This window comes from Streptomyces netropsis, from assembly GCF_014203545.1.
Lineage (GTDB): Bacteria > Actinomycetota > Actinomycetes > Streptomycetales > Streptomycetaceae > Streptomyces > Streptomyces netropsis.
In genome coordinates, this window is record NZ_JACHJG010000003.1 from 508,721 (window position 1) to 532,503 (window position 23,783).

23 protein-coding genes are annotated in these 23,783 nt (G+C 67.7%); 11 read left to right on the forward strand and 12 right to left on the reverse strand.

The window, feature by feature from the left end:
* Positions 1-13: 13 nt before the first annotated feature.
* The gene (locus FHS38_RS10110; RefSeq protein ID WP_184732996.1) at positions 14-187 is read right to left on the reverse strand and encodes a hypothetical protein; all 174 of its coding nucleotides are present in this window, start codon (positions 185-187) and stop codon (positions 14-16) included.
* Positions 184-420, reverse strand: a complete 237-nt coding sequence (locus tag FHS38_RS10115) for an H/ACA ribonucleoprotein complex subunit GAR1/NAF1 (protein WP_184732998.1) — start codon at positions 418-420, stop codon at positions 184-186. The genes FHS38_RS10110 and FHS38_RS10115 overlap by 4 nt, the downstream gene beginning before the upstream one ends.
* A gap of 500 nt (positions 421-920) precedes the next feature.
* Between FHS38_RS10115 and FHS38_RS10120 the strand changes: the two genes are divergently transcribed.
* The 8 genes from FHS38_RS10120 to FHS38_RS10155 all read left to right on the forward strand — a co-directional run bounded on the left by FHS38_RS10120 (position 921) and on the right by FHS38_RS10155 (position 8,939).
* Positions 921-1,808, forward strand: a complete 888-nt coding sequence (locus FHS38_RS10120) for a helix-turn-helix domain-containing protein (protein WP_184733000.1) — start codon at positions 921-923, stop codon at positions 1,806-1,808.
* The gene (locus tag FHS38_RS10125) at positions 1,795-2,007 is read left to right on the forward strand and encodes a DUF397 domain-containing protein (protein ID WP_184733002.1); all 213 of its coding nucleotides are present in this window, start codon (positions 1,795-1,797) and stop codon (positions 2,005-2,007) included. The genes FHS38_RS10120 and FHS38_RS10125 overlap by 14 nt, the downstream gene beginning before the upstream one ends.
* Before the next feature lie 97 nt (positions 2,008-2,104).
* The gene (locus FHS38_RS10130; protein ID WP_184733004.1) at positions 2,105-3,655 is read left to right on the forward strand and encodes an alpha/beta hydrolase; all 1,551 of its coding nucleotides are present in this window, start codon (positions 2,105-2,107) and stop codon (positions 3,653-3,655) included.
* Between the two features lie 128 nt (positions 3,656-3,783).
* The gene (locus FHS38_RS10135) at positions 3,784-4,206 is read left to right on the forward strand and encodes a DUF6507 family protein (protein ID WP_184733006.1); all 423 of its coding nucleotides are present in this window, start codon (positions 3,784-3,786) and stop codon (positions 4,204-4,206) included.
* Entirely contained in the window at positions 4,203-6,584 is a 2,382-nt protein-coding gene (locus tag FHS38_RS10140; protein WP_184733008.1) for an ICP22 family protein, read from the forward strand. The genes FHS38_RS10135 and FHS38_RS10140 overlap by 4 nt, the downstream gene beginning before the upstream one ends.
* On the forward strand, positions 6,581-7,111 hold the full coding sequence (locus tag FHS38_RS10145; RefSeq protein WP_184733010.1) for a hypothetical protein: 531 nt from the start codon (positions 6,581-6,583) through the stop codon (positions 7,109-7,111). Before FHS38_RS10140 ends, FHS38_RS10145 begins: the two co-directional genes overlap by 4 nt.
* 122 nt (positions 7,112-7,233) lie before the next feature.
* On the forward strand, positions 7,234-7,416 hold the full coding sequence (locus tag FHS38_RS10150) for a hypothetical protein (protein ID WP_184733012.1): 183 nt from the start codon (positions 7,234-7,236) through the stop codon (positions 7,414-7,416).
* Positions 7,417-7,526: 110 nt separating this feature from the next.
* A complete protein-coding gene (locus FHS38_RS10155; RefSeq protein ID WP_184733014.1) occupies positions 7,527-8,939 on the forward strand; it encodes a DUF6177 family protein in 1,413 nt (470 codons plus the stop codon).
* 54 nt (positions 8,940-8,993) lie between these two features.
* Here FHS38_RS10155 and FHS38_RS10160 read toward each other — a convergent pair whose 3' ends face one another.
* Positions 8,994-9,407 (reverse strand): hypothetical protein, encoded by a 414-nt coding sequence (locus tag FHS38_RS10160; RefSeq protein WP_184733016.1) that lies wholly within the window; start codon positions 9,405-9,407, stop codon positions 8,994-8,996.
* Positions 9,408-9,578: 171 nt separating this feature from the next.
* On the opposite strand from FHS38_RS10160, the gene FHS38_RS10165 reads away from it, so the two are divergent.
* A complete protein-coding gene (locus tag FHS38_RS10165) occupies positions 9,579-10,070 on the forward strand; it encodes a YbaK/EbsC family protein (RefSeq protein WP_184733018.1) in 492 nt (163 codons plus the stop codon).
* A gap of 45 nt (positions 10,071-10,115) precedes the next feature.
* On the opposite strand, the gene FHS38_RS10170 is transcribed toward FHS38_RS10165, so the two are convergent.
* The 9 genes from FHS38_RS10170 to FHS38_RS10210 all read right to left on the reverse strand — a co-directional run bounded on the left by FHS38_RS10170 (position 10,116) and on the right by FHS38_RS10210 (position 22,266).
* Complete coding sequence (locus FHS38_RS10170; protein WP_184733020.1) at positions 10,116-10,733, reverse strand: LysE family translocator; 618 nt, start codon at positions 10,731-10,733, stop codon at positions 10,116-10,118.
* Positions 10,734-10,822: 89 nt separating this feature from the next.
* Positions 10,823-11,611, reverse strand: a complete 789-nt coding sequence (locus FHS38_RS10175) for a 2OG-Fe dioxygenase family protein (protein ID WP_184733022.1) — start codon at positions 11,609-11,611, stop codon at positions 10,823-10,825.
* Between the two features lie 297 nt (positions 11,612-11,908).
* Positions 11,909-13,084: an ABC transporter ATP-binding protein gene (locus FHS38_RS10180; RefSeq protein WP_184733024.1), complete on the reverse strand. Its 1,176-nt coding sequence runs from the start codon at positions 13,082-13,084 to the stop codon at positions 11,909-11,911.
* Complete coding sequence (locus tag FHS38_RS10185) at positions 13,077-14,135, reverse strand: ABC transporter ATP-binding protein (RefSeq protein ID WP_184733026.1); 1,059 nt, start codon at positions 14,133-14,135, stop codon at positions 13,077-13,079. The genes FHS38_RS10180 and FHS38_RS10185 overlap by 8 nt, the downstream gene beginning before the upstream one ends.
* A 13-nt stretch (positions 14,136-14,148) precedes the next feature.
* Positions 14,149-15,108 (reverse strand): ABC transporter permease, encoded by a 960-nt coding sequence (locus FHS38_RS10190; RefSeq protein ID WP_184733028.1) that lies wholly within the window; start codon positions 15,106-15,108, stop codon positions 14,149-14,151.
* Entirely contained in the window at positions 15,101-16,027 is a 927-nt protein-coding gene (locus FHS38_RS10195) for an ABC transporter permease (protein WP_130879697.1), read from the reverse strand. The genes FHS38_RS10190 and FHS38_RS10195 overlap by 8 nt, the downstream gene beginning before the upstream one ends.
* 137 nt (positions 16,028-16,164) lie before the next feature.
* On the reverse strand, positions 16,165-17,808 hold the full coding sequence (locus FHS38_RS10200) for a peptide ABC transporter substrate-binding protein (RefSeq protein ID WP_184733030.1): 1,644 nt from the start codon (positions 17,806-17,808) through the stop codon (positions 16,165-16,167).
* Positions 17,809-18,263: 455 nt separating this feature from the next.
* Positions 18,264-20,168, reverse strand: a complete 1,905-nt coding sequence (gene typA / locus FHS38_RS10205) for a translational GTPase TypA (protein WP_184733032.1) — start codon at positions 20,166-20,168, stop codon at positions 18,264-18,266.
* A 172-nt stretch (positions 20,169-20,340) separates the two neighbouring features.
* Positions 20,341-22,266: an ABC transporter family substrate-binding protein gene (locus tag FHS38_RS10210; protein ID WP_184733034.1), complete on the reverse strand. Its 1,926-nt coding sequence runs from the start codon at positions 22,264-22,266 to the stop codon at positions 20,341-20,343.
* Positions 22,267-22,571: 305 nt separating this feature from the next.
* Here FHS38_RS10210 and FHS38_RS10215 point away from each other — a divergent pair, with 305 nt between their 5' ends.
* The gene (locus FHS38_RS10215; protein ID WP_184733036.1) at positions 22,572-22,859 is read left to right on the forward strand and encodes an Rv0250c family protein; all 288 of its coding nucleotides are present in this window, start codon (positions 22,572-22,574) and stop codon (positions 22,857-22,859) included.
* A gap of 63 nt (positions 22,860-22,922) precedes the next feature.
* Positions 22,923-23,777 carry a succinate dehydrogenase subunit SdhC gene (gene sdhC / locus FHS38_RS10220; RefSeq protein ID WP_184733038.1) on the forward strand — a complete coding sequence of 285 codons (855 nt, stop codon included), beginning with the start codon at positions 22,923-22,925 and terminating at the stop codon, positions 23,775-23,777.
* Positions 23,778-23,783: the final 6 nt, after the last annotated feature.

The following is a 23,783-nucleotide window of genomic DNA, read 5'->3' on the forward strand; positions in this document are numbered from 1 at the left end:
ACTGCTCAGGTGATCACGGGTACTCGTGCGCCACGCGCAGATGTACCCCCATGGCGGTGGTCAGCGCCGCGGCTTCCTGCATGTCCCCGGCCGCCAGCGCGCGGGCGCGATGCCGCTTAATGTCCCAGCAGCCTTCACATCGACGGTCCACCTTCACGGGCGCCGTCGCAACGGCCTCCTCGTTCACAGCCGACTCCGCGCGGCCTGATCATTGGCGTCGGCCACGCGTGCGCGCAGCGCGTCACCGGTGGTCGCCGGGCGGAGGTCGCACGGGAGGGCCTCCCACTCCCGACCACCGGCGGGGTCCCGCAGTAACACCCGCCCGCAGATGACGTCCATCACCTCACCGACCCGATCCCGCCTGGCGTCCAGCACCAGTGCCCCGATAGCGGGGAGCGGCGGCTGATCGTGCGGGCTCACCGGGCAGCCACCTGCGGGCGGGTGACGATGTCGATGCCGTGCGCGGACATCCTCACGACGACCGCAGACGCCGGCCCGCGCGGCGTTTCGCTGCGATGAGCGGTGCCCTCGGGCCTCGGGCACGGGGGCCGGTAGTTACGTTGGAGTCTCAGTGCGAACGGCGCCCGCACCCATCCGAACCAGTGGGCGATAAGGTTTGTCATGTCAGCCTGCTTTCCTCAGGTTGGCCATGCCCCGGGGCCGTGTGCGCGGCCGCCGGGGTCTGTCGCCTTTGCGAGGGCATAGAACGCCCAAGCCCCGGCCGCATCCCGCCTTCCATGGCAAGGGACTTGCCTAGGGCTGCTCCAGCATGCAGCCCCCCGCCGCGACTCTGCAAGACTTCATTTTGAATGCCCCGAGTTAATAACTCGAAAGACTGACATTCATTGCGAGCCGAGCGCACCGATGCTTTCATTTCGCGGGCCGGGAGTACTTCATATCGAAGGCCGGAGGGGCACTCCATGATCGAGGGCATGACGGGATCCACCGTGCCGCGCAGGCAACTTGGGCGACACCTGCGCGACCTGCGCAATCAATCGCGACTCACAGTCCGGGCAGCTGCGCGCCAACTCGAGTGGTCCGAGGCGAAGATGTGGCGCATCGAGACAGGCCAGACTTCACTGCGCAGCCACGACGTCGAGACCATGTGCAAGGTCTACGGCGCACCCGCCGGCCTGACCAAGGCGCTCATGGGCCTTGCCAAGGAGACCAAGGCCCGTGGCTGGTGGCATGCGTACGGCGACGTGATCCCAGAGGGGTTCGACCTTTTCATCGGGCTCGAAGAGGCGGCATCGCGGGTCTGGTGGTACGAGAGCGAGTTGGTTCCAGGCCTGTTGCAGACCGAGGCGTACGCGCGCACCATCATCCGAGCCGACAACGCCGACGAGGCGGACAACGAGATCGAGCGCCGCGTCCACCTCCGCATCGCGCGCCAGGTCCTCCTCACCAGGGCCGGCGAACCGCCGACGCTGACCGTAGCGCTCAATGAAGGGGTGTTGAGACGACCGATCGGCGGGAACAACGTGATGGCGGGGCAACTCGCACACTTGTTGGAAGTTGGTGAGCTGCCCAACGTTACGATCAAGGTGATCCCGTTCAGTGCGGGACTGCACCTCGGCGTCATGTCAGGACCGTTCGGCATCCTGCGGTTCCCGGTCAACGGGGACGGCAGCGAGTCGGAACCTCCCACCGTCTACGCAGACGGGTACACGGGAGACCTGTACCTGGACAAGCCCGGCGAGGTCGCACGCTACGACGCGGCGTTCAAGAACATCTGGGCCACGGCGCTCACCGAGCAGGATTCACGTCATCTGATCTCTGAAGTGGCAGGAACTTATGGGCATAGATAACGGGTCGGGCAGAGAGTGGTTCAAGTCCAGTCACAGCAACGGGCAGTCGGCTTGCCTGGAAATCGCGCTCCTGGCCGGAGGCAGACGCATCCCGGTCCGCGACAGCAAGAACCCCCACGGCCCCACCCTCTTCTTCGAGACCGACGCCTGGTCGGCGTTCATCACCGGGCTGAAGCGCGGCTCCATCCCGGCGGGCTGACGCCCCCGGGCCGTAGCACCAATACGGGGGCAAACCCCCAACGCATACGGGGGATCAACCCATGGAGCGGAGCGCCCCCGCTCCATAGCGTCGAGGCATGAGAAAACGGAACGTACTCACCGCCCTCACCCTCACCTTCGCCACCGTCGCCACAGGGACCGGCTTCGCCGCGAGTCCCAAGAAGCCGGCTCCGGCGCAGCAGGACGGGTTGGAGCGGTTCAGAGAGCAGAAGGTCGTCTGGGGCGCCTGCCAGGACGAGAAGCTGGCCGCGAGCGGGACCGAGTGCGCTCGGGTCACCGTGCCGCTGGACTACCGCGCCCCGGACGGGCGGACGTTACAGATCGCGATCTCGCGCATCAAGGCCCGCGACAACGGCAAGGGCAAGGGCAAAGCCAAAACGCGGCGCGGCATACTCCAGACCAACCCCGGCGGCCCCGGCGGCCCCGGCCTGTCCATGCCCGCCGAATTGCGGGAGCGGCTGAGCCCCGAGGTGGCGGCGGCCTACGACATCATCGGCATGGACCATCGTGGGGTCGGGGAAAGCAACCCGTTGGACTGCGGGCTGGCCCGTACGGCCTGGATACGCTCGGCCGGAAACGACCGGGCCGGGTTCGACGAGAACGTACGGCTGGCGCGGCAGGACGCCCGTAAGTGCGCCGCGAAGTACTCCGGCACGCTCGCGCATTACTCGACCCGCAATATCGCCCGCGACGTCGACATCGTCCGCGCGGTGCTGGGCGAGCGCCGGACCTCGTGGTTCGGGCAGTCGTACGGCACGATCCTCGGCGCCACCTACGCGCAGATGTTCCCGGAAAGGGTCGACCGTCTGGTGCTGGACAGCGCCCCCGACCCGGTCAAATACGGTGACATGCGCTTGGCCCAGGACATGGGACCGGTCAACGAGAAGGCTCTGGACGAATTCGCCGCATGGGCCGCGCCCCGCCACAGCCGGTACCGCCTCGGTGCCACGCCCGCCGCCGTCCGCAGCACCGTCGAGGGGCTCGTACAGCGGGCCATGGACGAGCCGGTCAAGGTCGGCCCGTACCGGGTGGACGGGCACGATCTGCCGCTCTTCCTCTTCGACTTGGGAGTGGACGCCCAGAAGAACACGCAGTACGCCGAGGTCGTGCGGAACCTCCTCGACGCTGCCGACGGCAAGGCGAACACCCCCCACCCGTACCTGCTCGAGCAGCTCAAGGTGATGTCCGATCCGGCGGGCTCCGGGATGAGCGCGGGCATCTCCGGTCAGCTCGCGGTGCTCTGCGCGGACACCACCATGCCCCGGGACCCCGAGTGGTACTGGCGAGCCCTCGAACGTTCCCGCGCCGAGCAGCCGGTCTTCGGCCCGGCCCTCAACGGCCCCCTGCCGTGCGCCTTCTGGAAGGAACGCCCCAGCGAGAAGCTGACGGAGATCAACAACAAGGTGCCCGCGCTGCAGCTCCAGGCGACCGTCGACACCCGCACCTCCTACGAGCAGGGGCTCGGCATGCACCGGGCCATGCGCGGCTCGGTCCTGGTGACCGTCCCGACCCGTACCCACGCGGTCATCGTCTCCCGCCCCGGCACCTGCGCGGACAAGGCCGTCGACGACTACCTGCTGCGGGGCACCCTGCCCGCGCGGGACATCACCTGTAAGCCCGCCGCCTGAGCCGAGGCACCGGCCCTGGGACAAGGCCCGGCCCGCCCCATGTGCACCAATCACGCCACGTGGCACGTAACCACTTTGCGCATACAACATGTTTTCGATAGACATGAATGCCATTCAGTGGGGGCTGTGTGGCAAGGGTGCACATCGGGGCGGGAAACGGGGATCTGGGGGATTTCATGACGGCTTGGGACATTGTTCCGTCCGAAGTGGGCGCGGTGCTCACGAGGAGCGGGAAGGCCGCCGAGGGTTTGTCGAAGGCGGGCAAGGGCGTGCAGAAGTCGCTGCCGGCCGCCGCGACCGACGCCGGCACGATCAGCGGTATGTACTGCGGGAACGCCCCGAAGGGGCCGGTGGCGGCGGCGCTGGCGGAGTTCGGCTCGAAATGGGGCAAGGACCTGGCCTACATCGCGCAGCGCACCGCCGATTCCCTCAACGGAGCCCAGAAGGCCACCCAGGCCTACATGGAGGGTGACTTGAAGATGGCCGCGGACACGCAGAATGCGGCGCTCAAGGAACCCGTCATCAAGATGCCGGGGCAGGGGAAGAAGTGAGCGACGGCCTCATTGTCCCTACGGGCATACCGCAGTTCACCGGCAACTTAGGCGGGTTGGAGAAGCAGTCCAAGTCCCTGGCCGCGGACGCCAAGCTGTTCCGGGACTCCGGCGCGGCCGTGCACTCCTCTTTCCAGGGACTGTCGGCCTGCTACAAGGCCCCGGAAGCGGACAAACTCTTTGCCACCACCGCCCCCGTAGCGACCAAGTCCGACGGGTTCGCGGACGACCTGGAGAAGGTCTCTTCGGCGCTGGACGCCTACGCGAGCGAGGTGCGCCCGTTGGCGGACAAGCTCGCGACCCTCAAGGAACAGGCCATCGCCTTCGTCGCCAGCGTCGAGGACGACGACGACTGGCGCAAGGACAAGAAGAAGACCGACCGCAACGACGAGCTCTGGCACAGCGTCAACGCCACCGTCGACGCTTTCCACGCCGCCGAGCGCACCTGTCACGACAAGATCGTCGCGCTGGTGGGCGGCACGTCGTTGATTGCCGATGACGGCTCCCACAAGTCCAACATGTACGGCTACAAGGCCAGTGACCTCGACCGCGCCGAGGAGACCCCCTGGGGAAGCATGGCCGAGCGGGAGTACACGGGCCTCGCTTGGCTGCGCCACCAGGTCAAGAGCTACGTGTGGGACGGCTTCGTCATGGACGGGATCGTCGGCACCGCCAAGGGCGTGGCGACCCTGTTCGGCTCCGAGGGCTGGGGCAAGGCCGGTGAGGCATGGACGGGGCTGGCCAAGCTGGCCACGGGTGTGGTCATCACCATGTCGCCCCTGTCGGGTGCCTACTGGATGGCGTCCGACGACCAGCTACCGGGCTGGTTCCGTGAATCCCGCACCACCATGAAGCAGGGCGGCAAGGCGTTCGTCGCCTATGACCAGTGGGGCAAGAACCCCGCCCGTGCGGCCGGTGGTGTCACCTTCAACGTCCTCACCGCCATCACCGGCGGCGCCGGAGCGGCCGCGAAGGGCGGGGCCGTGGCGAAGACGTTCGCCGCGGCGGGCAAGGTGGGCCGGCTCATCGACCCGATGACCTACGTCGGCAAGGCCGGGAAGTTCGCCTTCGTCAAGGTCGGCGATCTGATGTCGAGCCTGAAGACGCTGAATCCCGGTACCTCTTTGCGTATCGCTGGGGAAACGTTCCGGCTGGCGGACGAAGCCTCGGCGGCCAAGCTGGCGGAGCGCCCCGCGGGCCTGCCCGACGAAGCGGCCCCCTTGGTCGACAACAAGGGCCGCCCGGTCTACCTCAACCCGAAGACCGGCGAGCTCTTCGACGAACACGGCAAGGTCAAGCAGCCCGCCGAATCCGTCCCGAAGGAAGGCTCGGCAGCGGAGCGTGCCGCCGAGCACGCCCGCGCGCCCCAGCCGGACCGGGCCTTGGTCGGGGCGGGCGCGCGTGCGGGTAGCGACGTCACGGCCTCGGCTGGGCGGGCGATTGACAACCTCCCCGGCAGCGCGGCCCACCACCCGCCGGGTGGCGCGGCTAGCCACCAGCCTGGCGGCGGGTCAGCCGACGACCTCGGTCGTCGGCCCACCAACGGCCATGATGATCCAACTCAGAGAAGCCATGAGGGCTCAAGTCAGCCGCACAACGATGGCCCCTCGGAGCGCCCTGGCAATGACGCGCCGCACGAACCGGAGCACGGCACGCCCGGCCGGGAGGAGCACGGCACGCCCGCCCATGGCGACCGCGACGGGCATGCCGCCCACGATGGCCCCGAAGGGCACGGGCCCAAGTCGGGGTGGGGCGGGGCGGGCTGGATCGAGGTGCCCAAGAATGCGGAAGACTTGGCTGTTCACAACGCAGCGGCCAAGGTCTACGAGGAGATTCGCGGGACCCCTAACAGCTACGACCTGCCCAAAATCGCAGAGCACACAGGCGTCGACCGATCGGTGCTAAAACAGGTCAAGACGCATCTGTTTCGGTCACAGCACGAGGTGGCCCTCGGGCCGGGCGATGTCAGGCGAGGGGCCTTTACTCCTTACCCACACATCGCCGAACTATGGAAGGGAGCCACCGAAGGCACGTTGTCGAAGGCCCAGAAAACCCAGTTCCGGCATCTCATGGCTCACGAATATGTCGAAAGCCAGCTCATGAAGGCCGGCATGCCTTACATATCCCCCAACCCCGGCGCATGGGTACCAGACGGCCCGGGGGCATGGCGCAAGGCAAATTTCAGCCCCAACAATGCACTGAACTTCGGCGCACATGATGTGGCTCCGAAGGAGATAGGTGGCAGCCTTCGCCACTGGAAGAGGTCCATGGGACTGAAGATCCCTTCGGTCATAATCGCTAGGGACCTTTCCAACCTCGATGATGTAGTCAAGGCTGCCATCGAGGAATTGAACAAGAAGGGGTGGAGCCTCAAGTGACGGATGAGGTCGCGCGCGTGCTGCTGGAACGCTTGCGTGCCATTGACTGGGAAGACGATGACGCTCCCTATGACCACGCCAAGTCGCGAGCAGCGCTGTTGCGCGAGCACCTCCGACGCACAGCCCTCTGGGCGCAAGCGTTCGAGGCCGAACTGTCCTGGCCATACCTGGACCTCGCCGAGCTGATCGACCCGTCAGTTCGGCTAGACGACGATGTTCGCGCAGAATTGAAGGAGTACCTGGACGAAGAGGTGGGGTGGCCTCAGGTCGAGGCGACCATCGTGGGTGCTGTGCACTGGGCGGTGTTCCGAGCTAAGTCGCAGGTTGCGCTTCCCGATCTGGACGACCCCTACGAGCCACTATTGATCATGTACGAACGAGGCGGCGCCTTCTCAATCGAAAGCAACTTCATCGACCTCAATGGAGAGACATTGCGGGTCAAACCACTCGGGGAGCATGCTTCCATCGAACCGGTAGTGGCTCTGGATCCTGCTGCCCTTGACGCCCTTGACGAGCATGACGAGTAGGCCAAGAAGCATCGGAACGCTCCAACGGTTGATGTCAGGACCACGACGCGCCGGACTCCGAGGCGGGAACCCGGCACATGGCTGAGTGCGGCAAGTTGGAACCATCGGACCCAGTTCACCCCTTGGTGGAGAAGCGAGGGCGACTGACATCGGAATGGTTTTACGATTTCTGCACCAAGTACGGTGTCGATGATCCGGACGAGGCCACTCCGGAGCAGACAGATGAATATGATGCAGGCATGGATGCGATCTATGCTCGAATTCGCGAAGAATACATCGCCGAAATATCGCAACCGAACGACTGAGCCCGCCCGCCTTCCGCCCCACCTGTGCCACGACGCCGAATCCCAAATCCACGCATGGGTGAACGCCCTGCAGACCTATGCGCCCACCGGACCACACACCAGGACACCACATGAAAGACGTCATAGCCCTCACCCCCGACATGCCCGACTCCTGGGCCGTGGTGGCCGGGCTCTACGCGGGTGGGCCCGATCTCCAGGTCGGTACCGGGCAGGACGGCGCCGTCATCCAACTGCACGCGGCCGACGGCCGGCCGCTCGTCTCGCTGGAGGCTCCGCTCCTCGTGCACGTGCCCGGCGAAGCCGAACGGCTGCTCGGGGGCGATGTCAAAGCACCCCCCGTGCCGTACTGGTGGTCCGAGGTGCGGGCCTCCACCGCCGTGCCGGAGGCAGGACCGCTCGCCGGGTCCGTCGCCGGGCGACTCACCGCGTTGCTCGGCGGGAGCGTGTGGCCCGCCGGGGCCGCCACCACCGAGGTCGTCCGGACCACCGCCGCCGAAACCGTCACCGCCACCGGTGACGACGACGCGCTCACCGTGGACGTCCTCACCGACTCCACCGCCGTGGTCCTGGCCGACCGGCCCGTCCTCGCGCTGACGGCCTGGCTGTCCGCGATCCTGCGGAAGGTCACCGACGCCGGGCTCGCGCTGCACATCGTCACCCCGGCCCACGTACGGCTCAGCCTGCCGCTGCGTACCGCTCTGGCCGGTGCTCCCAACCGCTGGGTCGTGCAGGACCCCGACTGCGGTTACTACGACGGGCTCTCCGGTGCCGTCCTGCACTGGCAGAACGGCACCTTCACCCCCGTCGTCGACGACGCCGGGGAACGGTCCGCAGCCAAGGTCTTCACCGAAAACGCCCCCGCCACCGAACGGCAGCTCGGCGTCGCCTTCCGCGTCACGCACCGGCCCGACGACAGCCTCGTCCTCGGCCGCGCCCTGGAAGCCGCCTGGACCGCGCTCACCGGCACCGCGCCCGCCGGGTGGGGCACCGCCGAGCCCATCAACCTCCGTTGGTCGACCGGGCAGTTGACGGACCTTGCCCGGGACCGCGCCCCCGAGCCCACCCATCTGCTCGCTGTCGGTCACTCCGACCGCCCCGCCATCGCCACCCACCGCGTCACCCGCACCCCCGACGGCGTCGCGGAGGACATCACCCTCACCCTCGGCTACGGCGAGGACGAGGCTCCGCCCCTCGACGCGATCGAGGCCCTCGCCCGTACCCTGGTCGCCGAGCACGGCCTCACGTCCATGCTCGTCACCCTGCGCCGGGCCCGCCGGGACCTCGCCGTGCCCCCGCGCTTCGAGGCACCGCCCGTTCCCGTCTCCTTCACCCTCGGCGCCGGCGACGTCCACACCATCGGCCTCGACCACGCCGACCGCCCGCCCGTCGAGCTCCGGCCCGTTCACCTCGGCCCGACGGCCCGGCCGGCCCTCCACTACCCCCTCGGCGACGGCACCGACGCCCAGTCCTGGACGGTCCTCCAGCAGCTCTCCGCCCACCTCAAGGTCGGGCAGGCCGGCTGACGAGAGGCGCCTCTCGCGCCGGCGCCCGGCCTGTCACCGGGCGCCGCCCCCGCGTCAGGCCGTGAAAGCGTTCAGCTTCGCGCCCGTCACCGGAGCCTCCGGCTTGAACGTGTAGTCGAACTTGTACGTCGCCTCGTGCGAGCTCGTGAAGTGCGGGCACACCAATGGGCCGACCTTCCCGCCCTTCGCGCCCATCTCGATCCACCAGCCCGCGCAGCGCCCGTCCGGCGTGCCACCCCAGCCCTTGCCGGGCAGCAGGTCCTCGACCCAGCCGGTGACCCGCGTGGTGCCGTCGCCCTGCGGGCACATCGATATCTCGCCGCGCCCGAACGACTTCGTCCCGGCGACCGTGACACACGCCGGAGCATCGGACGGCGCGGCCTGGGAGGCGGGCGCGGCCAGCAGCGTCAGGGCTCCGGCGGCAGCGGTCACTCCGGTCAGGGCCAGGGGACGGACAAAGCGTCTCATGCTCATTCCTTCTCTCCTCAAAGGGCTGAGACCGAGACAACCACGAGTGGATCACCAACACCAGGGAGGGTGTTCAACCGTCCGAGGTGCTGGTCACACCCCCTCTGACATACTCATGCACACTGAAGCTTCTTCGTATCAGCGGTTCAGCGGTGAGGACTTGGTGGGCACATGAAGTCGGACGAGACGTACGAGAAGCTGATCGCCCTGCTCGACGAGCACGGGGCCGCGTACCGGACGATCGATCACCCGGCCGAGGGCGGCACCGAGGCCGTGAGCCGGCTGCGTGGGCACGAGCTCGCACAGGCCGCCAAGTGCATCGTCATCATGGTGAAGTTGGGCAAGAAGACGAAGCGCTTCGTGCTCGCCGTGGTATCCGGCGAGCAGCGCGTCGACCTCGCCGCGGTCAAGGGCCTGCTCGGCGGGACCTACGCGGGGTTCGCTTCGCAGGACGTCGCCGAACAGCTCTCGGGCTGCGCGAGCGGCACGATCCTGCCGTTCTCCTTCGACCCCGAGCTGGAGCTCATCGTCGATCCGGCGCTGCTCGAGCACCCCGAGTTCTTCTTCAACGCCGCCCGCCTGGACCGGTCCCTCGCCCTCTCCACCGGCGACTACCTCAAGGTCGCGGAGCCGCGCGTCGAGGCGATCGCGGCCAACGGCTGACCCACAGCGACCGGCTGACCCACCGTCCGCCCCGCCACCGCCGCCCTACGTCGCGCTCGGCGTGAGTGCCAGCACCACGCCGAGGCCGACGAGCACCGAGCCGATCACCTTGTTCAGCACCACCTGCCTGCGCAGCATCTTCGTGCGCAACCGGTCGTTCGAGAAGAAGAGCGCCGCCATGCCGAACCAGACCAGGTGGGCGAAGGACATGAACAGCCCGTAGCCGATCTGACGCCATACGGGCGTGTCCTGGTGAATGACCTGGGTGAAGGTGCTGAGCACGAAAAGGGTGGTCTTCGGGTTGAGCGCATTCGTCAGAAAGCCCGTCCGGAGCGCCTGGGCGCTGGTGATCACGGGGCCGTCGGAAAGGTCGACGTCCAACTGTGTGCGATTCACGAACGTCTTGATGCCGATGTAGACGAGATATCCGGCACCGACCAGCTTGATGACCGTGAAGACCGAAGGGGTGTGCGCGATCAGCAGCCCTACGCCCAGAATGGTGTAGGTCACGTGCACCAGCACGCCGAGCGAGATTCCCACGGCGGAGAAAAGTCCTGGGGTGCGTCCGTACAGATAGCTGTTGCGGACGGTCATCGCGAAGTCCGCGCCGGGGCTGATGACAGCCAGGACGGTGATGAGGGCGACGGCGAGAAGTTCGGCCATGGTTCCTGATTCCGGCGGGTCGGAGCGGGCGGCTCGGGGGTGAACGGCAACGGGCGGGGCCGCCCCACGAGGGCGGCCCCGCCGTCGGCTCAGGGCTTGTGACGGTAGGTGATCACCAGGACGTCCCGGACGGCGGGCTGACCGCTGTCCAACTGCTCGATGGGGCTGACGCCGTGGAAGACGCGCTCGTCGTTGACGATCGCCATGTCGAGCGGATCGGCCAACGTGAACTTCTCGAGCGGGTTCTTTTCGAGGTTGTAGATGGTGCTTTCGCCGTTGACGGTGTTGGAGCGCTTCGCCATCAGCATCATCACGAAGGTCACACCGTCCCGGTGGATGCCCTCGGGGGTCGGCTTGGCGATCTCCCGGCCGGCCTCGCCTCCCGTGACCTCGATGCGGAACTGGTGGGCCTCGATGTGCCAGGCGGAGTACGGCGCCAGTCGGCCGAAGAGGTCGCAGCCCAGGGTGAGCAGGCTGCTCATGGTGGAGCCGTGCAGCGCCGAGTCCTCGAACGGCTCGTAGTGGCGCGCGATGCCACCGTTGAGGTTGTTGTAGTCGACGGTCTGGTAGTGCGGCTGGTGCGCCTCGATCTGGAAGCGGTTGTCGGCGCGGGGCGCGCTCAGCGTGGCGTGGCGCCGCCTGCGGTAGCGACCGCCGTCGGCCATGTAGCCGTCCAGCGGCATATTGTCCCAGCTGCCCTGGAAAGAGTCCCAGTCCTGCAGGGCATTCGCGTCGCGGCGGCGCAGCAGCTCGCCGACGCTTTCACCCGGTAAGTAGAGGTAGCTCTTACTCGAAACGCCTTCGCATATTTCTTCGACGCCGTCGGAGTAGGACGGCTGGGATGCCGTTGCTTCGACGGACTGCGCTGTGCTGACCATTCCTGTGGAATCCATCCCGTTGGCCATGACAAGTACTCGACAAAGCATGTGCGTTGCACTCGAAGCCGTCAAGATCATGCTTGAATTCAAAACAAGACAGATATCGGCGAGGTGGCCGAAACCTTTCGTCCGGCTATTGGGCGTCAATGTTCCGTCTCGAAATACGGGACACCTCTTGCATTCACCACGAAGGAGAATTTATCCCCGTGAGTCCGGAACGCGCCGTCCGGGAAACGGAAAGCGGGGGCTCCCCCGGAATCCGGGAGAGCCCCCACCAATACGCCGAGCGCGAGGCGGCTACGCCACGCCCACCACGTCCTTCTCCTCCGCGAAGTGGCACGCGGACTCGTGCGCCGCCGGGGTCTTCTTGCCCGCGAAGACCTCGGGGATCGCCAGCAACGGGACCTCCTCCGCGCAGCGGTCCTCGGCCTTCCAGCAGCGGGTGCGGAAGCGGCAGCCGGACGGCGGGTTCGCCGGGGAGGGCACGTCGCCGGTCAGGATGATCCGCTCCCGGCGCTCGCGGGCGTCGGGGTCGGGGACCGGGACGGCCGACAGCAGCGCCTGGGTGTAGGGGTGCGTCGGGTGCTCGTAGATCTCCGTGTCCGTGCCGATCTCGGCCATCTTGCCGAGGTACATCACGCCGACCCGGTCGGAGATGTGCCGCACGATGGACAGGTCGTGCGCGATGAAGAGGTAGGAGAGGTTGAACTCGTCCTGGAGCTTCCCCATCAGGTTGATGACCTGCGCCTGCACCGACACGTCCAGCGCCGAGACGGGCTCGTCGCAGATGATGATCTCCGGGTTGAGCGCCAGGCCGCGTGCGATGCCGATGCGCTGCCGCTGACCGCCGGAGAACTGGTGCGGATACCGGTTGATGTACTCCGGGTTCAGGCCGACGACGTCCAGGAGCTCTTGGACCTTGCGACGCCGGTCGCCCTTCGGTGCCACCTCGGGGTGGATCTCGTAGGGCTCCCCGATGATGTCGCCGACCGTCATACGGGGGTTGAGCGAGGTGTACGGGTCCTGGAAGACCATCTGGATGTTGCGACGCACGGCCTTCAGGGCGCGCCCGGACAGCTTGGTGATGTCCTGGCCCTTGTAGAAGACCTCGCCCGACGTGGCGGTCTCCAGCGTCATCAGCAGCTTGGCGACCGTGGACTTGCCACAGCCGGACTCGCCGACGATGCCGAGGGTCTCGCCCTGGTAGAGGTCGAAGGAGATCCCGTCGACCGCCTTGACCGCGCCGACCTGCCGGCGGAAGAGGATGCCCTGCGTCAGCGGGAAGTGCTTGACGAGGTTTCGGACCTGGAGGATCGGCTCGCCGCGCTCGACCGGGGCGTCGAGGACGGCCTCGACCTCGGCGGTGGTGCTGGCGTCGGTGTGCACCACCTCGGTGACGTTCGGCGTCGCGGCGGCCACGGCCTCGTCCTTCTTGCCGGACTTCTTGCCGGACTCGCTGGTGGACTCAGCCATGGATCGTCTCCTTCCAGAAGTGGCACGCGCTGCCACGGCCCGGCAACGCCGCACCGTCCGGCTCCGTGACCTGGTGCAGCTGCGGGACGTCGGTGCGGCAGACGTCCTGCGCCTTGACGCAGCGCGGGTTGAAGGCACAACCCGAGGGGATCCGCGTCAGGTTGGGCGGCAGGCCCTTGATCGCGAAGAGCTCCTGGCCCTTCTGGTCCAGGCGCGGGATCGAGTCCAGCAGGCCACGGGTGTACGGGTGCGCGGGGCGCTTGTACAGCTCGTGGACCGGCGCGGTCTCGACGATCCGGCCGGCGTACATCACCGCGATCTTGTCGGCGACGTCCGCGACGACACCGAGGTCGTGGGTGATGAGGATCAGGCCCATGTTGAACTCGCGCTGGAGTTCCGCGAGCAGATCCATGACCTGGGCCTGCACCGTCACGTCCAGGGCCGTCGTCGGCTCGTCCGCGATGATCAGGTCGGGCTCCAGGGCCAGCGCCATCGCGATCATGATGCGCTGGCGCATGCCGCCCGAGAACTGGTGCGGGTAGTCGCCCACCCGCTCCTTGGCGGCCGGGATGCGCACGCGGTCCATCAGCTCGATGGCCTTGGCCTTGGCGTCCTTCTTGGACAGGCCCTGGTGCACCCGGTACATCTCGCCGAGCTGGTAGCCGACGCTGAGGACGGGGTTGAGCGAGGACAGCGCGTCCTGGAAGATCATGGCGATCTTCCGGCCGCGGATCTGCCGCCGCTCCTCGCCCGACATGGTCAGCATGTCCTGGCCGCGGTAGAGGATCTGGCCCTGCGGGATCTTGCCGGGCGGCATGTCGAGGATGCCCATGATCGCCTGCGCGGTCACGGACTTGCCCGAGCCGGACTCGCCGAGCACGGCCAGGGTCTCGCCGGCGTCGACGGTGTAGTTCACACCGTTGACGGCCTTGGCGACACCCTCGCGGGTGTGGAACTCCACGTGCAGGTCGCGGACTTCGAGCAGCGGGGTGCTCGCGTCGTCGGCCGAACGGGGTTCGGGGACGTTCGCGGTCTTCTCAAGAGTGGTCACGGTTACGCCTCCCTCAGCGCAGCTTGGGGTCGAGGGCGTCGCGCACCGCGTCGCCGAGCATGATGAACGCGAGCACCGTGAGGCAGAGCATGCCGGCGGGGAAGAACATGACGTGCGGGGCGTCCCGCAGTGCGTCCTTGGCGTCCGAGATGTCGATGCCCCACGAGATCGTCGGGTCGGCGAGGCCGAGACCCAGGTACGACAGCGTGGCCTCGGCGGCGATGTAGCCGCCCAGGGCGATCGTGGCGACGACGATGACGGGGGCGATCGCGTTCGGCAGGATGTGCCGGAACAGGATCCGCCCGGTGCCCGCGCCGAGCGCGCGAGCGGCCGTCACATAGTCGGACTGCTTGGTGGTGATCACCGAACCGCGCATGACGCGGGCGATCTGCGTCCAGCCGAGGAACGCCATGGACCCGGCCACCACCCACAGCTCCCGGTCGGTGAACGAGGTCAGGATGACCATGGCACCGAGGAAGAAGGGGATGCCGAAGAAGATGTCGGTGAAGCGGGACAGCACCGAGTCGATCCAGCCGCCGTAGTAGCCGGCGAGCATGCCGATCAGTCCGCCGAGGATCGTGACCGCGAGGGTGACGAGCACGCCGACGCTGATCGAGGCGCGGGCGCCGTAGATGACACGCGCGTAGATGCTGCGGCCCTGCTTGTCGTAGCCGAACCACTCGGGCGAGAAGACGTGGCCCCACTCCGGCTTGGACATGAAGTGGTTCGTCAGATCGCCGCTGCGCGGGTCCACGCTGGTGAAGAGCGTGGGGACGATCGCCATCACCAGCAGCAGCACGATCAGCAACGCGGAGATGACGAAGAGGGGATTGCGGCGCAGCTGCTGCCAGGCGTCGCTCCACAGGCTGCGCGGCTTGCCGGTGGCGGGCACCGCGGGCACGTTCGCCGCGACCGTCTCGTCCGAGGTGAGGACGGTGTCGGAGGCGGCCGGGGTCTTGGTCACGTCAGGCATACCGGATCCTCGGGTCCAGGACCGCGTAGAGCAGGTCGACGATCAGGCTGGTGAACAGGAAGACGATGACCAGGACGGTGACGATCCCGACGGTGGTCGTGCCCTCGCCCTGGCTGACCGCCCGGTACAGCTGCTGGCCGATGCCCTGCACGTTGAAGATGCCCTCGGTGACGATCGCGCCGCCCATCAGGGCGCCGATGTCCGTACCGAGGAAGGTGACGACGGGGATCAGCGAGTTGCGCAGCAGGTGCACACCCACGATGCGCCGCCGGGGCAGGCCCTTGGCGAGCGCGGTGCGCATGTAGTCGGAGCGGACGTTCTCGCTGATGGTGGTGCGGGTCAGCCGCGCCACATAGGCGAGCGACAGTGAGCCCAGCACGGCACCCGGAAGGATCAACTGGGTGAAGTCCTCGGAGTCCTGGACGCTAGGTGTCACCCACCCGAGTTCGGTCGCGAAGACCGTCTGGAAGATGTAGCCGAGAACGAAGACCGGAACCGAGATCACCAGCAGGGTGAAGATCAGCACGGCGGTGTCGACGGCCTTGCCGGCCTTGAGCCCGGCGAAGACGCCGAGGGTGATGCCGAGGACCACCTCGATGACGAACGCGACGAGCGCCAGCCGGATGGTGACCGGGAAGGACTCGGCCATGAGGTCGGAGACCTGACGGCCGCCGAAGGTCTCGCCGAACTTCCCCTGGAAGAGGTCGGCCATGTAATTGGTGTATTGCTGCCACAAGGGCAGGTCGAGCCCGAACTTATGGCGCAGCACCGCGACCTGGGCGGGGTCCGCCGCCTTGTCGCCCCACAGCGCCTTGATCGGGTCGCCGGGCAGCACATGCACCATGAGAAAGATCAGCAGAGTGGTCCCGATGAACACCGGGATCATCTGGAGCAGTCGCCTCGCGACGTAGCGCCCCATGTCGCCTCCATGTCAGTCGCATCCGCGGCGTCGGACGCATGTGCCCCTGCGGGTGGAGGAGGATGGCGCTAACGCTCGCGGGTGCGCCGGTGCCGCCGACGTATGCGGCGGCACCGGCCTCAACGGTTGTCCCTGGGTTACTTCTGCTTCACCTGAACGTCGGTGAGGATGGGGTCACCGTCCTGGCCGTACGGCATCTTGCCGTAGACCTTCGTGGACTGACCGGCGTTGGTCGCGTAGTACCAGAGCGGGATGACCGGGAGCTTCTTGGCCAGGGTCTTCTCAGCCTCCTGGTAGAGCTTCACGGTCTCGTCGAGGGTGTTCGCCTGGTCGGCCTTGGCGGCCAGCTCGTCGAACTCCTTGTTCTCGTAACCACCCTGGTTGCCGTCGGCCTTGGAGCCGTAGAGGTCACGCAGGAAGTTGGCGTTGACCGGGTAGTCCAGCACCCAGCCGGACCGGTACATCGACTTGACCTGCTTCTTCTCACGCTGGTCGAGGTCGGCCTTGAAGTTCGGCTTGGAGTCGCCGACGCACTCGATACCGGTGGACTTGCGGATGCTGTTGCACACCGCGTCGACCCAGGTCTTGTGCGGCTGGTCGGCGTTGTACTGGATGGAGATCTTGTTGCCGGGGACGCCGCCGCCGTCCTTGATGTACTGCTTGGCCTTCTCGGCGTTGAACGTGCAGGCCTCGCCACAGGAGTTGGCCTGGTAGCCGATCACGCCCTTGGCGACGAAGCTGGTCGCCGGGACGCGGGAGCCGTGCAGCGTGGTCTTGGTGATCGTGTCGCGGTCGATCGCCATCGACAGGCCGGTGAGGACCTTCGGGTTGATGCTCTTCCACTGGTCGGTGTAGAAGGCGAACGCGACGTCCTGGATCGCCGAGTACTCGTTGGTGATCGCCCGGTCGCCGAGGTCGCTCTTGTAGTTCGTCAGCGAGGTGTCGGGGATCTGCTCGATCCAGTCGAGGTTGTTCGACCGCAGGTCGTTGTAGGCGGCGTCGGCGGTCGTGTAGTTCTTGAAGGTGATGCCGCCGTTCTTCGCCTTGTCCGGGCCCTGGTAGCCGTCGAAGCGCTTCACGACGATCTTGTCGTTGTGGTCCCAGGACTCGAACTTGTACGGGCCGTTGCCGACGGGCTTCTGGCCGTACGCCTTCGGGTCCTTGAAGAACGCGTCGGGCAGCGGGTACCAGACCGCGTAACCGAGCTTGTAGTTGAAGTACGAGACCTTCGACTTGAGCGCGATGGTGAACTCGGTGTCGCTGACGACCTTGAGGCCCGACATCTTGTCGGACTTGGGGTCGCCCTCGCCCTTGGCCGGGTGGACGTCGTCGTAGCCCTCGATGTCCGCGAACCACTGCGAGTTGATCTGGTTGTTCTTGGTGTTGGCCGACCAGTTCCAGGAGTCCACGTAGGACTTGGCGGTCACGGGCTCACCGTTGTGGAACTTCCAGCCCGGCTTGAGCTTGACGGTCCAGTGCTGGGCGTCCGAGGAGGTGACGGACTCGGCGTTGATGTTCTTGATCTTGCCGGTGCCGGGTTCGTAGGTCACCAGGCCTGACCAGAGAGACTTCAGGACGCGGTGGCCCTGGCTCTCCTTGGCGTTGGCGGGCTGCAGCGGGTTCTGCGGCTCACTGGTCTGAACGACCAGCGTGCCGTTGGGGTCGACCTTGCCGTCGGTCAGACCGCTTCCGCTGTCGCTCTTGTCGCCGCCGCAGGCGGTCGCAGCCATGGCCACGACTATCGCGCCCGTGACCCACTTGGCGCTCTTGGCACCGCGCATGGGAATGCCTCCTCAGGAGTCCACTTATCACTACAAGAGAGGCACCGGCCCCACGCTGACACCCCTGACAGCGGAGACGGAACCGGCACCCCGAGTGTGCTCGTGAGTCGGCGCTCCCCACAGCGCGTGACCCGTTGACCCGAGCTCAGTGAACCCAACTATTAAGTAGGACCGCCTTGTAAACCACACTTAAAGGGTCTCGCTTTGGTCACATCGATCACCCCCGGAGGCTTTAAATCCGGACAAAGCGATCACAGACAGACACACGCGAAACGGACTGTTAACACGAGTTACGGATTTTCCCGTCCGCTCACCGGACGTCCGGCGGGGTAAACCTGACGGATAATCCGTTGCCATCCGGCCCCCGAGCATGCCAGAGGCCCGGGACCACCGCTACGAGTAGCGGGGCCCCGGGCCTCAGGTCACCCGGCGGACCGGGCGTGGTTCACAGAGCGTCAGCGCTTCGCGCGGGAAGCCGTGCGGCCGCGCTCCTTCTGGTCCAGGACGACCTTGCGGATGCGGACGGCCTCCGGGGTCACCTCGACGCACTCGTCGTCGCGGCAGAACTCCAGGGACTGCTCCAGCGACAGCTTGCGCGGCGGGACGATCGCCTCGAAGGAGTCGGCGGAGGAGGAGCGCATGTTGGTGAGCTTCTTCTCCTTGGTGATGTTGACGTCCATGTCGTCGGCGCGCGAGTTCTCGCCGACGATCATGCCCTCGTACACCTCGGTGCCCGGGTCGGTGAAGAGCACGCCGCGCTCCTGGAGGTTCGTCATCGCGAAGGCGGTGACGGCACCGGCGCGGTCGGCGACCAGGGAGCCGTTGTTACGGGTCTTGAGCTCGCCGAACCACGGCTCGTGGCCCTCGTGGATGGAGTGGGCGATACCGGTACCGCGGGTGTTCGTCAGGAACTCCGTACGGAAGCCGATGAGGCCACGGGACGGGACGACGAACTCCATGCGGACCCAGCCGGAGCCGTGGTTGGACATGTTGTCCATACGGCCCTTACGGGTGCCCATGAGCTGCGTGACCGCGCCCATGTGCTCCTCGGGGACGTCGACCGTGAGGCGCTCGACCGGCTCGTAGGTCTTGCCGTCGACCTGCTTGGTGACGACCTGCGGCTTGCCGATGGTCATCTCGAAGCCCTCGCGGCGCATCTGCTCGACCAGGATGGCCAGCGCCAGCTCACCGCGGCCCTGCACCTCCCAGGCGTCGGGGCGCTCGGTGTCCAGGACGCGCAGCGAGACGTTACCGATCAGCTCGCGGTCCAGACGGTCCTTGACCTGGCGGGCGGTGACCTTGCGGTCCTTGACCGCGGACTTGGCGTCCGCGCCCTTGCCCGTGCCACCGCGGCCGACCAGCGGCGAGGTGTTGGTGCCGATGGTCATGGAGATCGCGGGCTCGTCGACCGTGATCAGCGGCAGCGCGATCGGGTTCTCCGGGTCGGCCAGGGTCTCGCCGATCATGATGTCGGGGATACCGGCGACGGCGCAGATGTCACCCGGGCCGGCCACCTCGGCGGGCTTGCGGGTGAGGGCCTCGGTCATCATCAGCTCGGTGATGCGGACGTTGGAGACCGTGCCGTCACGCTTGATCCACGCGACGGTCTGGCCCTTGCGCAGCTCGCCCTGCTCGACGCGGAGCAGCGCGATGCGGCCGAGGAAGTTGTCGGCGTCGAGGTTGGTGACGTGGGCCTGGAGCGGCGCGTCGTCCTCGAACGTCGGGGCCGGGACGTGCTCCAGGATGGTGGAGAAGAACGGCTCCAGGTTCTCGCTGTCGGCGGGGACGGTGCCGTCCTCCGGCTTGGTCAGCGAGGCGATGCCGTCACGGCCGCAGGCGTAGACGATCGGGAACTCGATCTGGTCCTCGTCGGCGTCCAGGTCGAGGAAGAGGTCGTACGTCTCGTTGACGACCTCGTCGATGCGGGAGTCCGGACGGTCCGTCTTGTTGATGCACAGGATGACGGGCAGCCGCTTGGCGAGCGCCTTGCGCAGCACGAAGCGGGTCTGCGGCAGCGGGCCCTCGGAGGCGTCGACCAGCAGCACGACCGCGTCCACCATCGACAGACCACGCTCGACCTCGCCACCGAAGTCGGCGTGACCGGGGGTGTCGATGATGTTGATCGTGATCGGGTCGCCACCGTCCTTCGGGTGGTACTTGACCGCCGTGTTCTTGGCCAGGATCGTGATGCCCTTCTCACGCTCCAGGTCGTTGCTGTCCATCATGCGGTCGTCGAGGGACTCGGCGGCGTGCGCGGCGAAGGCGCCGGCCTGCTTGAGCATGGCGTCGACGATGGTCGTCTTGCCGTGGTCGACGTGGGCGACGATGGCGACGTTACGAATGTCGTGGCGGGTGGGCATACTTGCGGCGCTTCTCCCGGGTTGAGGATGGCGTCGCGTACGGTCCGGTACGCGCGCCCGCCGGGCAAAACACGCCACGGCCACTCTCCATGGTACGGGGCCGAGCCGAGTACGGCCTCCCCAGCCCGCTCGCAGCACCTCTGACCTGGGGTTACTCGGGGAAAGAAGGTATCTACCCAGCCGCTTGTCCCCGGAAACCGAGGTCCTGGTAACGGGGAGTGGCGAGGCCGAAGGCGCCCGCGTTGACCACTGTCTTGCGGACCCCCGTCAGCTCGGGGCGCTGATAAAGGGGGATCGACCCGGCCGCCGCCCAGATCCGGGCGTCCGCGCGGGCGATCAGATCACGGGAGGCGTCGGCGTCCAGCTCGGTGGAGGCCTGGTCGAAGAGCTGGTCGATCTGGTCCGTACCGACCCGGGTGTAGTTCTGCTCCACCAGCAGCGAGCCGTCGGCTGCGGGCTGCGGCTTGGCGAAGACCGGGCGGGCGTCGGTGGCGGGGAAGGCGGTGGCGGGCCAGGAATAGAGGGCCATGTCGTAGTCGCCGGCCGCGATGTGGTCCTTGAAGTAGCTGCCGCCGTCGACCTTCATGATCTTCGTGCCGACGCCGATCGCGGCCAGCTGCCGGGCGATCCTGTCGGCGACTCCCCGCAGCGGCTCGGTCCCGGCACCGTCCGGCACGACGAAGCGCAGGGTGAGCTTCTTGCCGTCCTTGATCCGGGGCGGGGCGGCGGGCGCCGCCTTGCCGCCGTCCCGGTCGCTCTTCGGGTCCTCCTTCTTGTCGGCCCCGTCCTTCCCCGCCGCGTCGGCCGGCTTGCCGGACGCCTTCGTGCCGCGCCCCGCCCCCTTCTCCCGCCAGCCCGCGTCGGCCAGCAGCGACCGGGCCGCCTGGGGGTCCTTGCCGCCGATGGCGCCGCTGTTGTCCTGGTAGCCGTCCTGGCCGGCCAGCAGCACATGGCTGCCGAGCGGGTCGGCGGGCAGCCCCAGGGGGGTCAGCACGGACTCGGCCAGCGTCTTGCGGTCGATGGCCCGGGCGACCGCCTTGCGCACCCGCTCGTCGGCGAGCGGGCCGGTGGAGCCGTTGAGCGCGAGCTGGGTGTAGGCGGGTTCCAGGGACTTGCGGACGGTCACCTTCCGTAGCCCGGCGGTCGCGGCGTCCCGGGGCTGGTCGTCCAGGGCGGGCTTGCCCTTGGACGCGGCCGTGTCCTTTTTTGGCGGTTTGTTGGCCAGGTCGATCCGGGCGGCGTCCGTCGGGGTGATGTCGGCCAGGTCGAGCAGGCCCTTGGCCAGCGCGTCCCCCCGCTCCCCGCGCGGCACGGCCCGCAGGACGAGTTTGTCCAGCCGTGCCCGGTCCCCCCACCACTTCGGGTTCCGTTCGAGGGTGAGCGTGCCCTCCTTGTTGTCCCGCGCGCCCACCTTGAAGGGTCCCGCGACGATCTTCAGATCGTTGCGGGCGCCGTCGTTGAAGGCGTTCCCGTTGCCCATGACGCTCTTGGGGTACAGCGGGGTGAAGAGCGCGGCCCAGTCGGCGTACGGCTTGGCGAAGGTGACCTTGACCTCGTGGGCGTCCGCGCCCCGCTCGACCCGGTCGATCCGGTCGTAGCCGGCGTTCCGGGCCGTCCAGTACGCGCTGTCCTGGCCGCGCAGGGCCTTCCACTGCGCCTCGAAGTCCGGGGCGCCGAGCGCCCGCCCGTCGCTCCACGCCGCCTTGGGGTTGAGCTTGTAGACGACGACCTGCCGGGGCTCGCGCTGGACGACCTCCGCCGACGTCAGGAAGTCCGCGTCGCGCTGCGGGCGCCCCCGCTCGTCCAGGGTGAACAGGGCGGGCAGCACGGCCCCCGCGACCCGCTCGGTGGCGTCGTCGGCGTCGGCCTGGAAGGCGTTCAAGGTGCCGGGCAGGGCGTCCACGGCCCAGTTCAGCGTGCCCTTCCCGGCGGTCTCGGCGGGCGGGAGGGGGGCGATGTCGCGCGGCACGGCGGCCCGGTCGTCGTCCCCGTCGCCCCCGCCGCAGCCGCCGAGGACGGGCAACGGGAGCAGCACACTCGCGAGCAGAACGACGGAACGGCGGGTACGGGACCGGGGGCGGGTCGAGAGGGGTGCCATGGTGATACCTCCGCCGGACTGGGCCGGGATCGTTCATTCGGCGTAATGCGCCGCTGATCGCATCTACTGCCCACCACTGAAGGCGACGGTCCGCGGGAAGCCGGGCCGACACGGCGCCGTCGGCGAACACGCCACCCGGCTGGTCGAACGGCTCGGCGAAGGACGGTCGGGAGGCGCAGGCTCCCGCGAAGGCGCGATCACGACGGCTATCTTCCCCTGGAGGGCTGTGACGCGCGACACTCTCAGTCGCATCAGCGCCGCCACCCGCAACAGCCGACCGCCGACCGCGGAAGTGAGGGCAATCCATGTCCTTGAATGACGACTTGACGGCCGTTCAGCGCTCGCTGGACGATCTCGACCGTTCGCTCGGGCTGCTGGAGAAGGACCTGGACGCGAGCAGCCTGGACATGCGCCGGGTACGCACCGACGCGAACCATCTGCGCGAGAGCTTCGCACTGCTGCGCGGCACCCGGCCGGTCGATCGACCGCCCGTGGAGAAGGTCACGATCCCCGACACCCCGTACGACGCCTCGCTGTGGTCGGGCGCCGAGGACGACGAGGGCCTCGGGGCCCGCGACCGGCGCGCGCCCTGACGGCCGCGGGTCAGCGCGACACGGAAGGCACCGACCACCCCTCGCTCCTCCCCGGAGTCCCCCTTGGCCACTGGTACCGAGCCCGAAACCGACGCGGTCCCCGCCGTCACCGCAGGTGACCGAGCGCGCGGCGGCGTCCACCACCCCTCGCGCGCCGCGATCCCGGACCGCCATCTGCGCCGTGACCGCTGGTGGCTGGCGCCCGCCGGCACGGCCGCCGGGCTGTTCGCCTTCATCGTCTACTCCACCTGGCGCGCCTTCGCCGACACCGACTACTACGCGGCGCCCTACGTCTCGCCGTTCTACTCGCCCTGTCTGGCGGAGAACTGCGTGCCGATGCGCGGCGGACCCAACTGGGAGATCTTCGGCGCGTGGTGGGGCCTGTCCCCCGCCCTGCTGATCCTGATCTTCCCCCTCGGCTTCCGGCTGACCTGCTACTACTACCGCAAGGCGTACTACCGGGGCTTCTGGGCCTCGCCCCCCGCCTGCGCCGTCGCCGAGCCGCACCGGACGTACAGCGGTGAGACCCGCCTGCCGCTGATCCTCCAGAACATCCACCGCTACTTCTTCTACTTCGCGGTGCTGGTCGCGGGGATCCTCACCTACGACACCGTGCTGGGCTTCCGTGACGAGAGCTACGCATGGGGCCACATGGGTCTGGGCACCCTGGTCCTGCTCGTCAACGTCGCACTGATCTGGGCGTACACCCTCTCCTGCCACTCCTGCCGGCACATCGTCGGCGGCCGGCTCAAGCACTTCTCCAAGCACCCCGTCCGCTACCGCCTGTGGGGCTGGGTCTCGAAGCTCAACGCACGGCACGCGCAGCTCGCCTGGGCCTCCCTGATCAGCGTGGCGGTGGCCGACTTCTACGTCTATCTGCTCGCCACGGGCGCCTTCGACGATCCGCGCTTCTTCTAGGAGAGG

Coding starts and splice junctions, on each gene's coding strand:
- FHS38_RS10210 (WP_184733034.1), bottom strand. CDS start 22,266: ATGGCACCCCTCTCGACCCGCCCCCGGTCCCGTACCCGCCGTTCCGTC.
- FHS38_RS10125 (WP_184733002.1), top strand. CDS start 1,795: ATGGGCATAGATAACGGGTCGGGCAGAGAGTGGTTCAAGTCCAGTCAC.
- FHS38_RS10200 (WP_184733030.1), bottom strand. CDS start 17,808: ATGCGCGGTGCCAAGAGCGCCAAGTGGGTCACGGGCGCGATAGTCGTG.
- FHS38_RS10180 (WP_184733024.1), bottom strand. CDS start 13,084: ATGGCTGAGTCCACCAGCGAGTCCGGCAAGAAGTCCGGCAAGAAGGAC.
- FHS38_RS10195 (WP_130879697.1), bottom strand. CDS start 16,027: ATGGGGCGCTACGTCGCGAGGCGACTGCTCCAGATGATCCCGGTGTTC.
- FHS38_RS10130 (WP_184733004.1), top strand. CDS start 2,105: ATGAGAAAACGGAACGTACTCACCGCCCTCACCCTCACCTTCGCCACC.
- typA (WP_184733032.1), bottom strand. CDS start 20,168: ATGCCCACCCGCCACGACATTCGTAACGTCGCCATCGTCGCCCACGTC.
- FHS38_RS10175 (WP_184733022.1), bottom strand. CDS start 11,611: ATGGTCAGCACAGCGCAGTCCGTCGAAGCAACGGCATCCCAGCCGTCC.
- FHS38_RS10170 (WP_184733020.1), bottom strand. CDS start 10,733: ATGGCCGAACTTCTCGCCGTCGCCCTCATCACCGTCCTGGCTGTCATC.
- FHS38_RS10155 (WP_184733014.1), top strand. CDS start 7,527: ATGAAAGACGTCATAGCCCTCACCCCCGACATGCCCGACTCCTGGGCC.
- FHS38_RS10190 (WP_184733028.1), bottom strand. CDS start 15,108: ATGCCTGACGTGACCAAGACCCCGGCCGCCTCCGACACCGTCCTCACC.
- FHS38_RS10215 (WP_184733036.1), top strand. CDS start 22,572: ATGTCCTTGAATGACGACTTGACGGCCGTTCAGCGCTCGCTGGACGAT.
- FHS38_RS10160 (WP_184733016.1), bottom strand. CDS start 9,407: ATGAGACGCTTTGTCCGTCCCCTGGCCCTGACCGGAGTGACCGCTGCC.
- FHS38_RS10120 (WP_184733000.1), top strand. CDS start 921: ATGATCGAGGGCATGACGGGATCCACCGTGCCGCGCAGGCAACTTGGG.
- FHS38_RS10165 (WP_184733018.1), top strand. CDS start 9,579: ATGAAGTCGGACGAGACGTACGAGAAGCTGATCGCCCTGCTCGACGAG.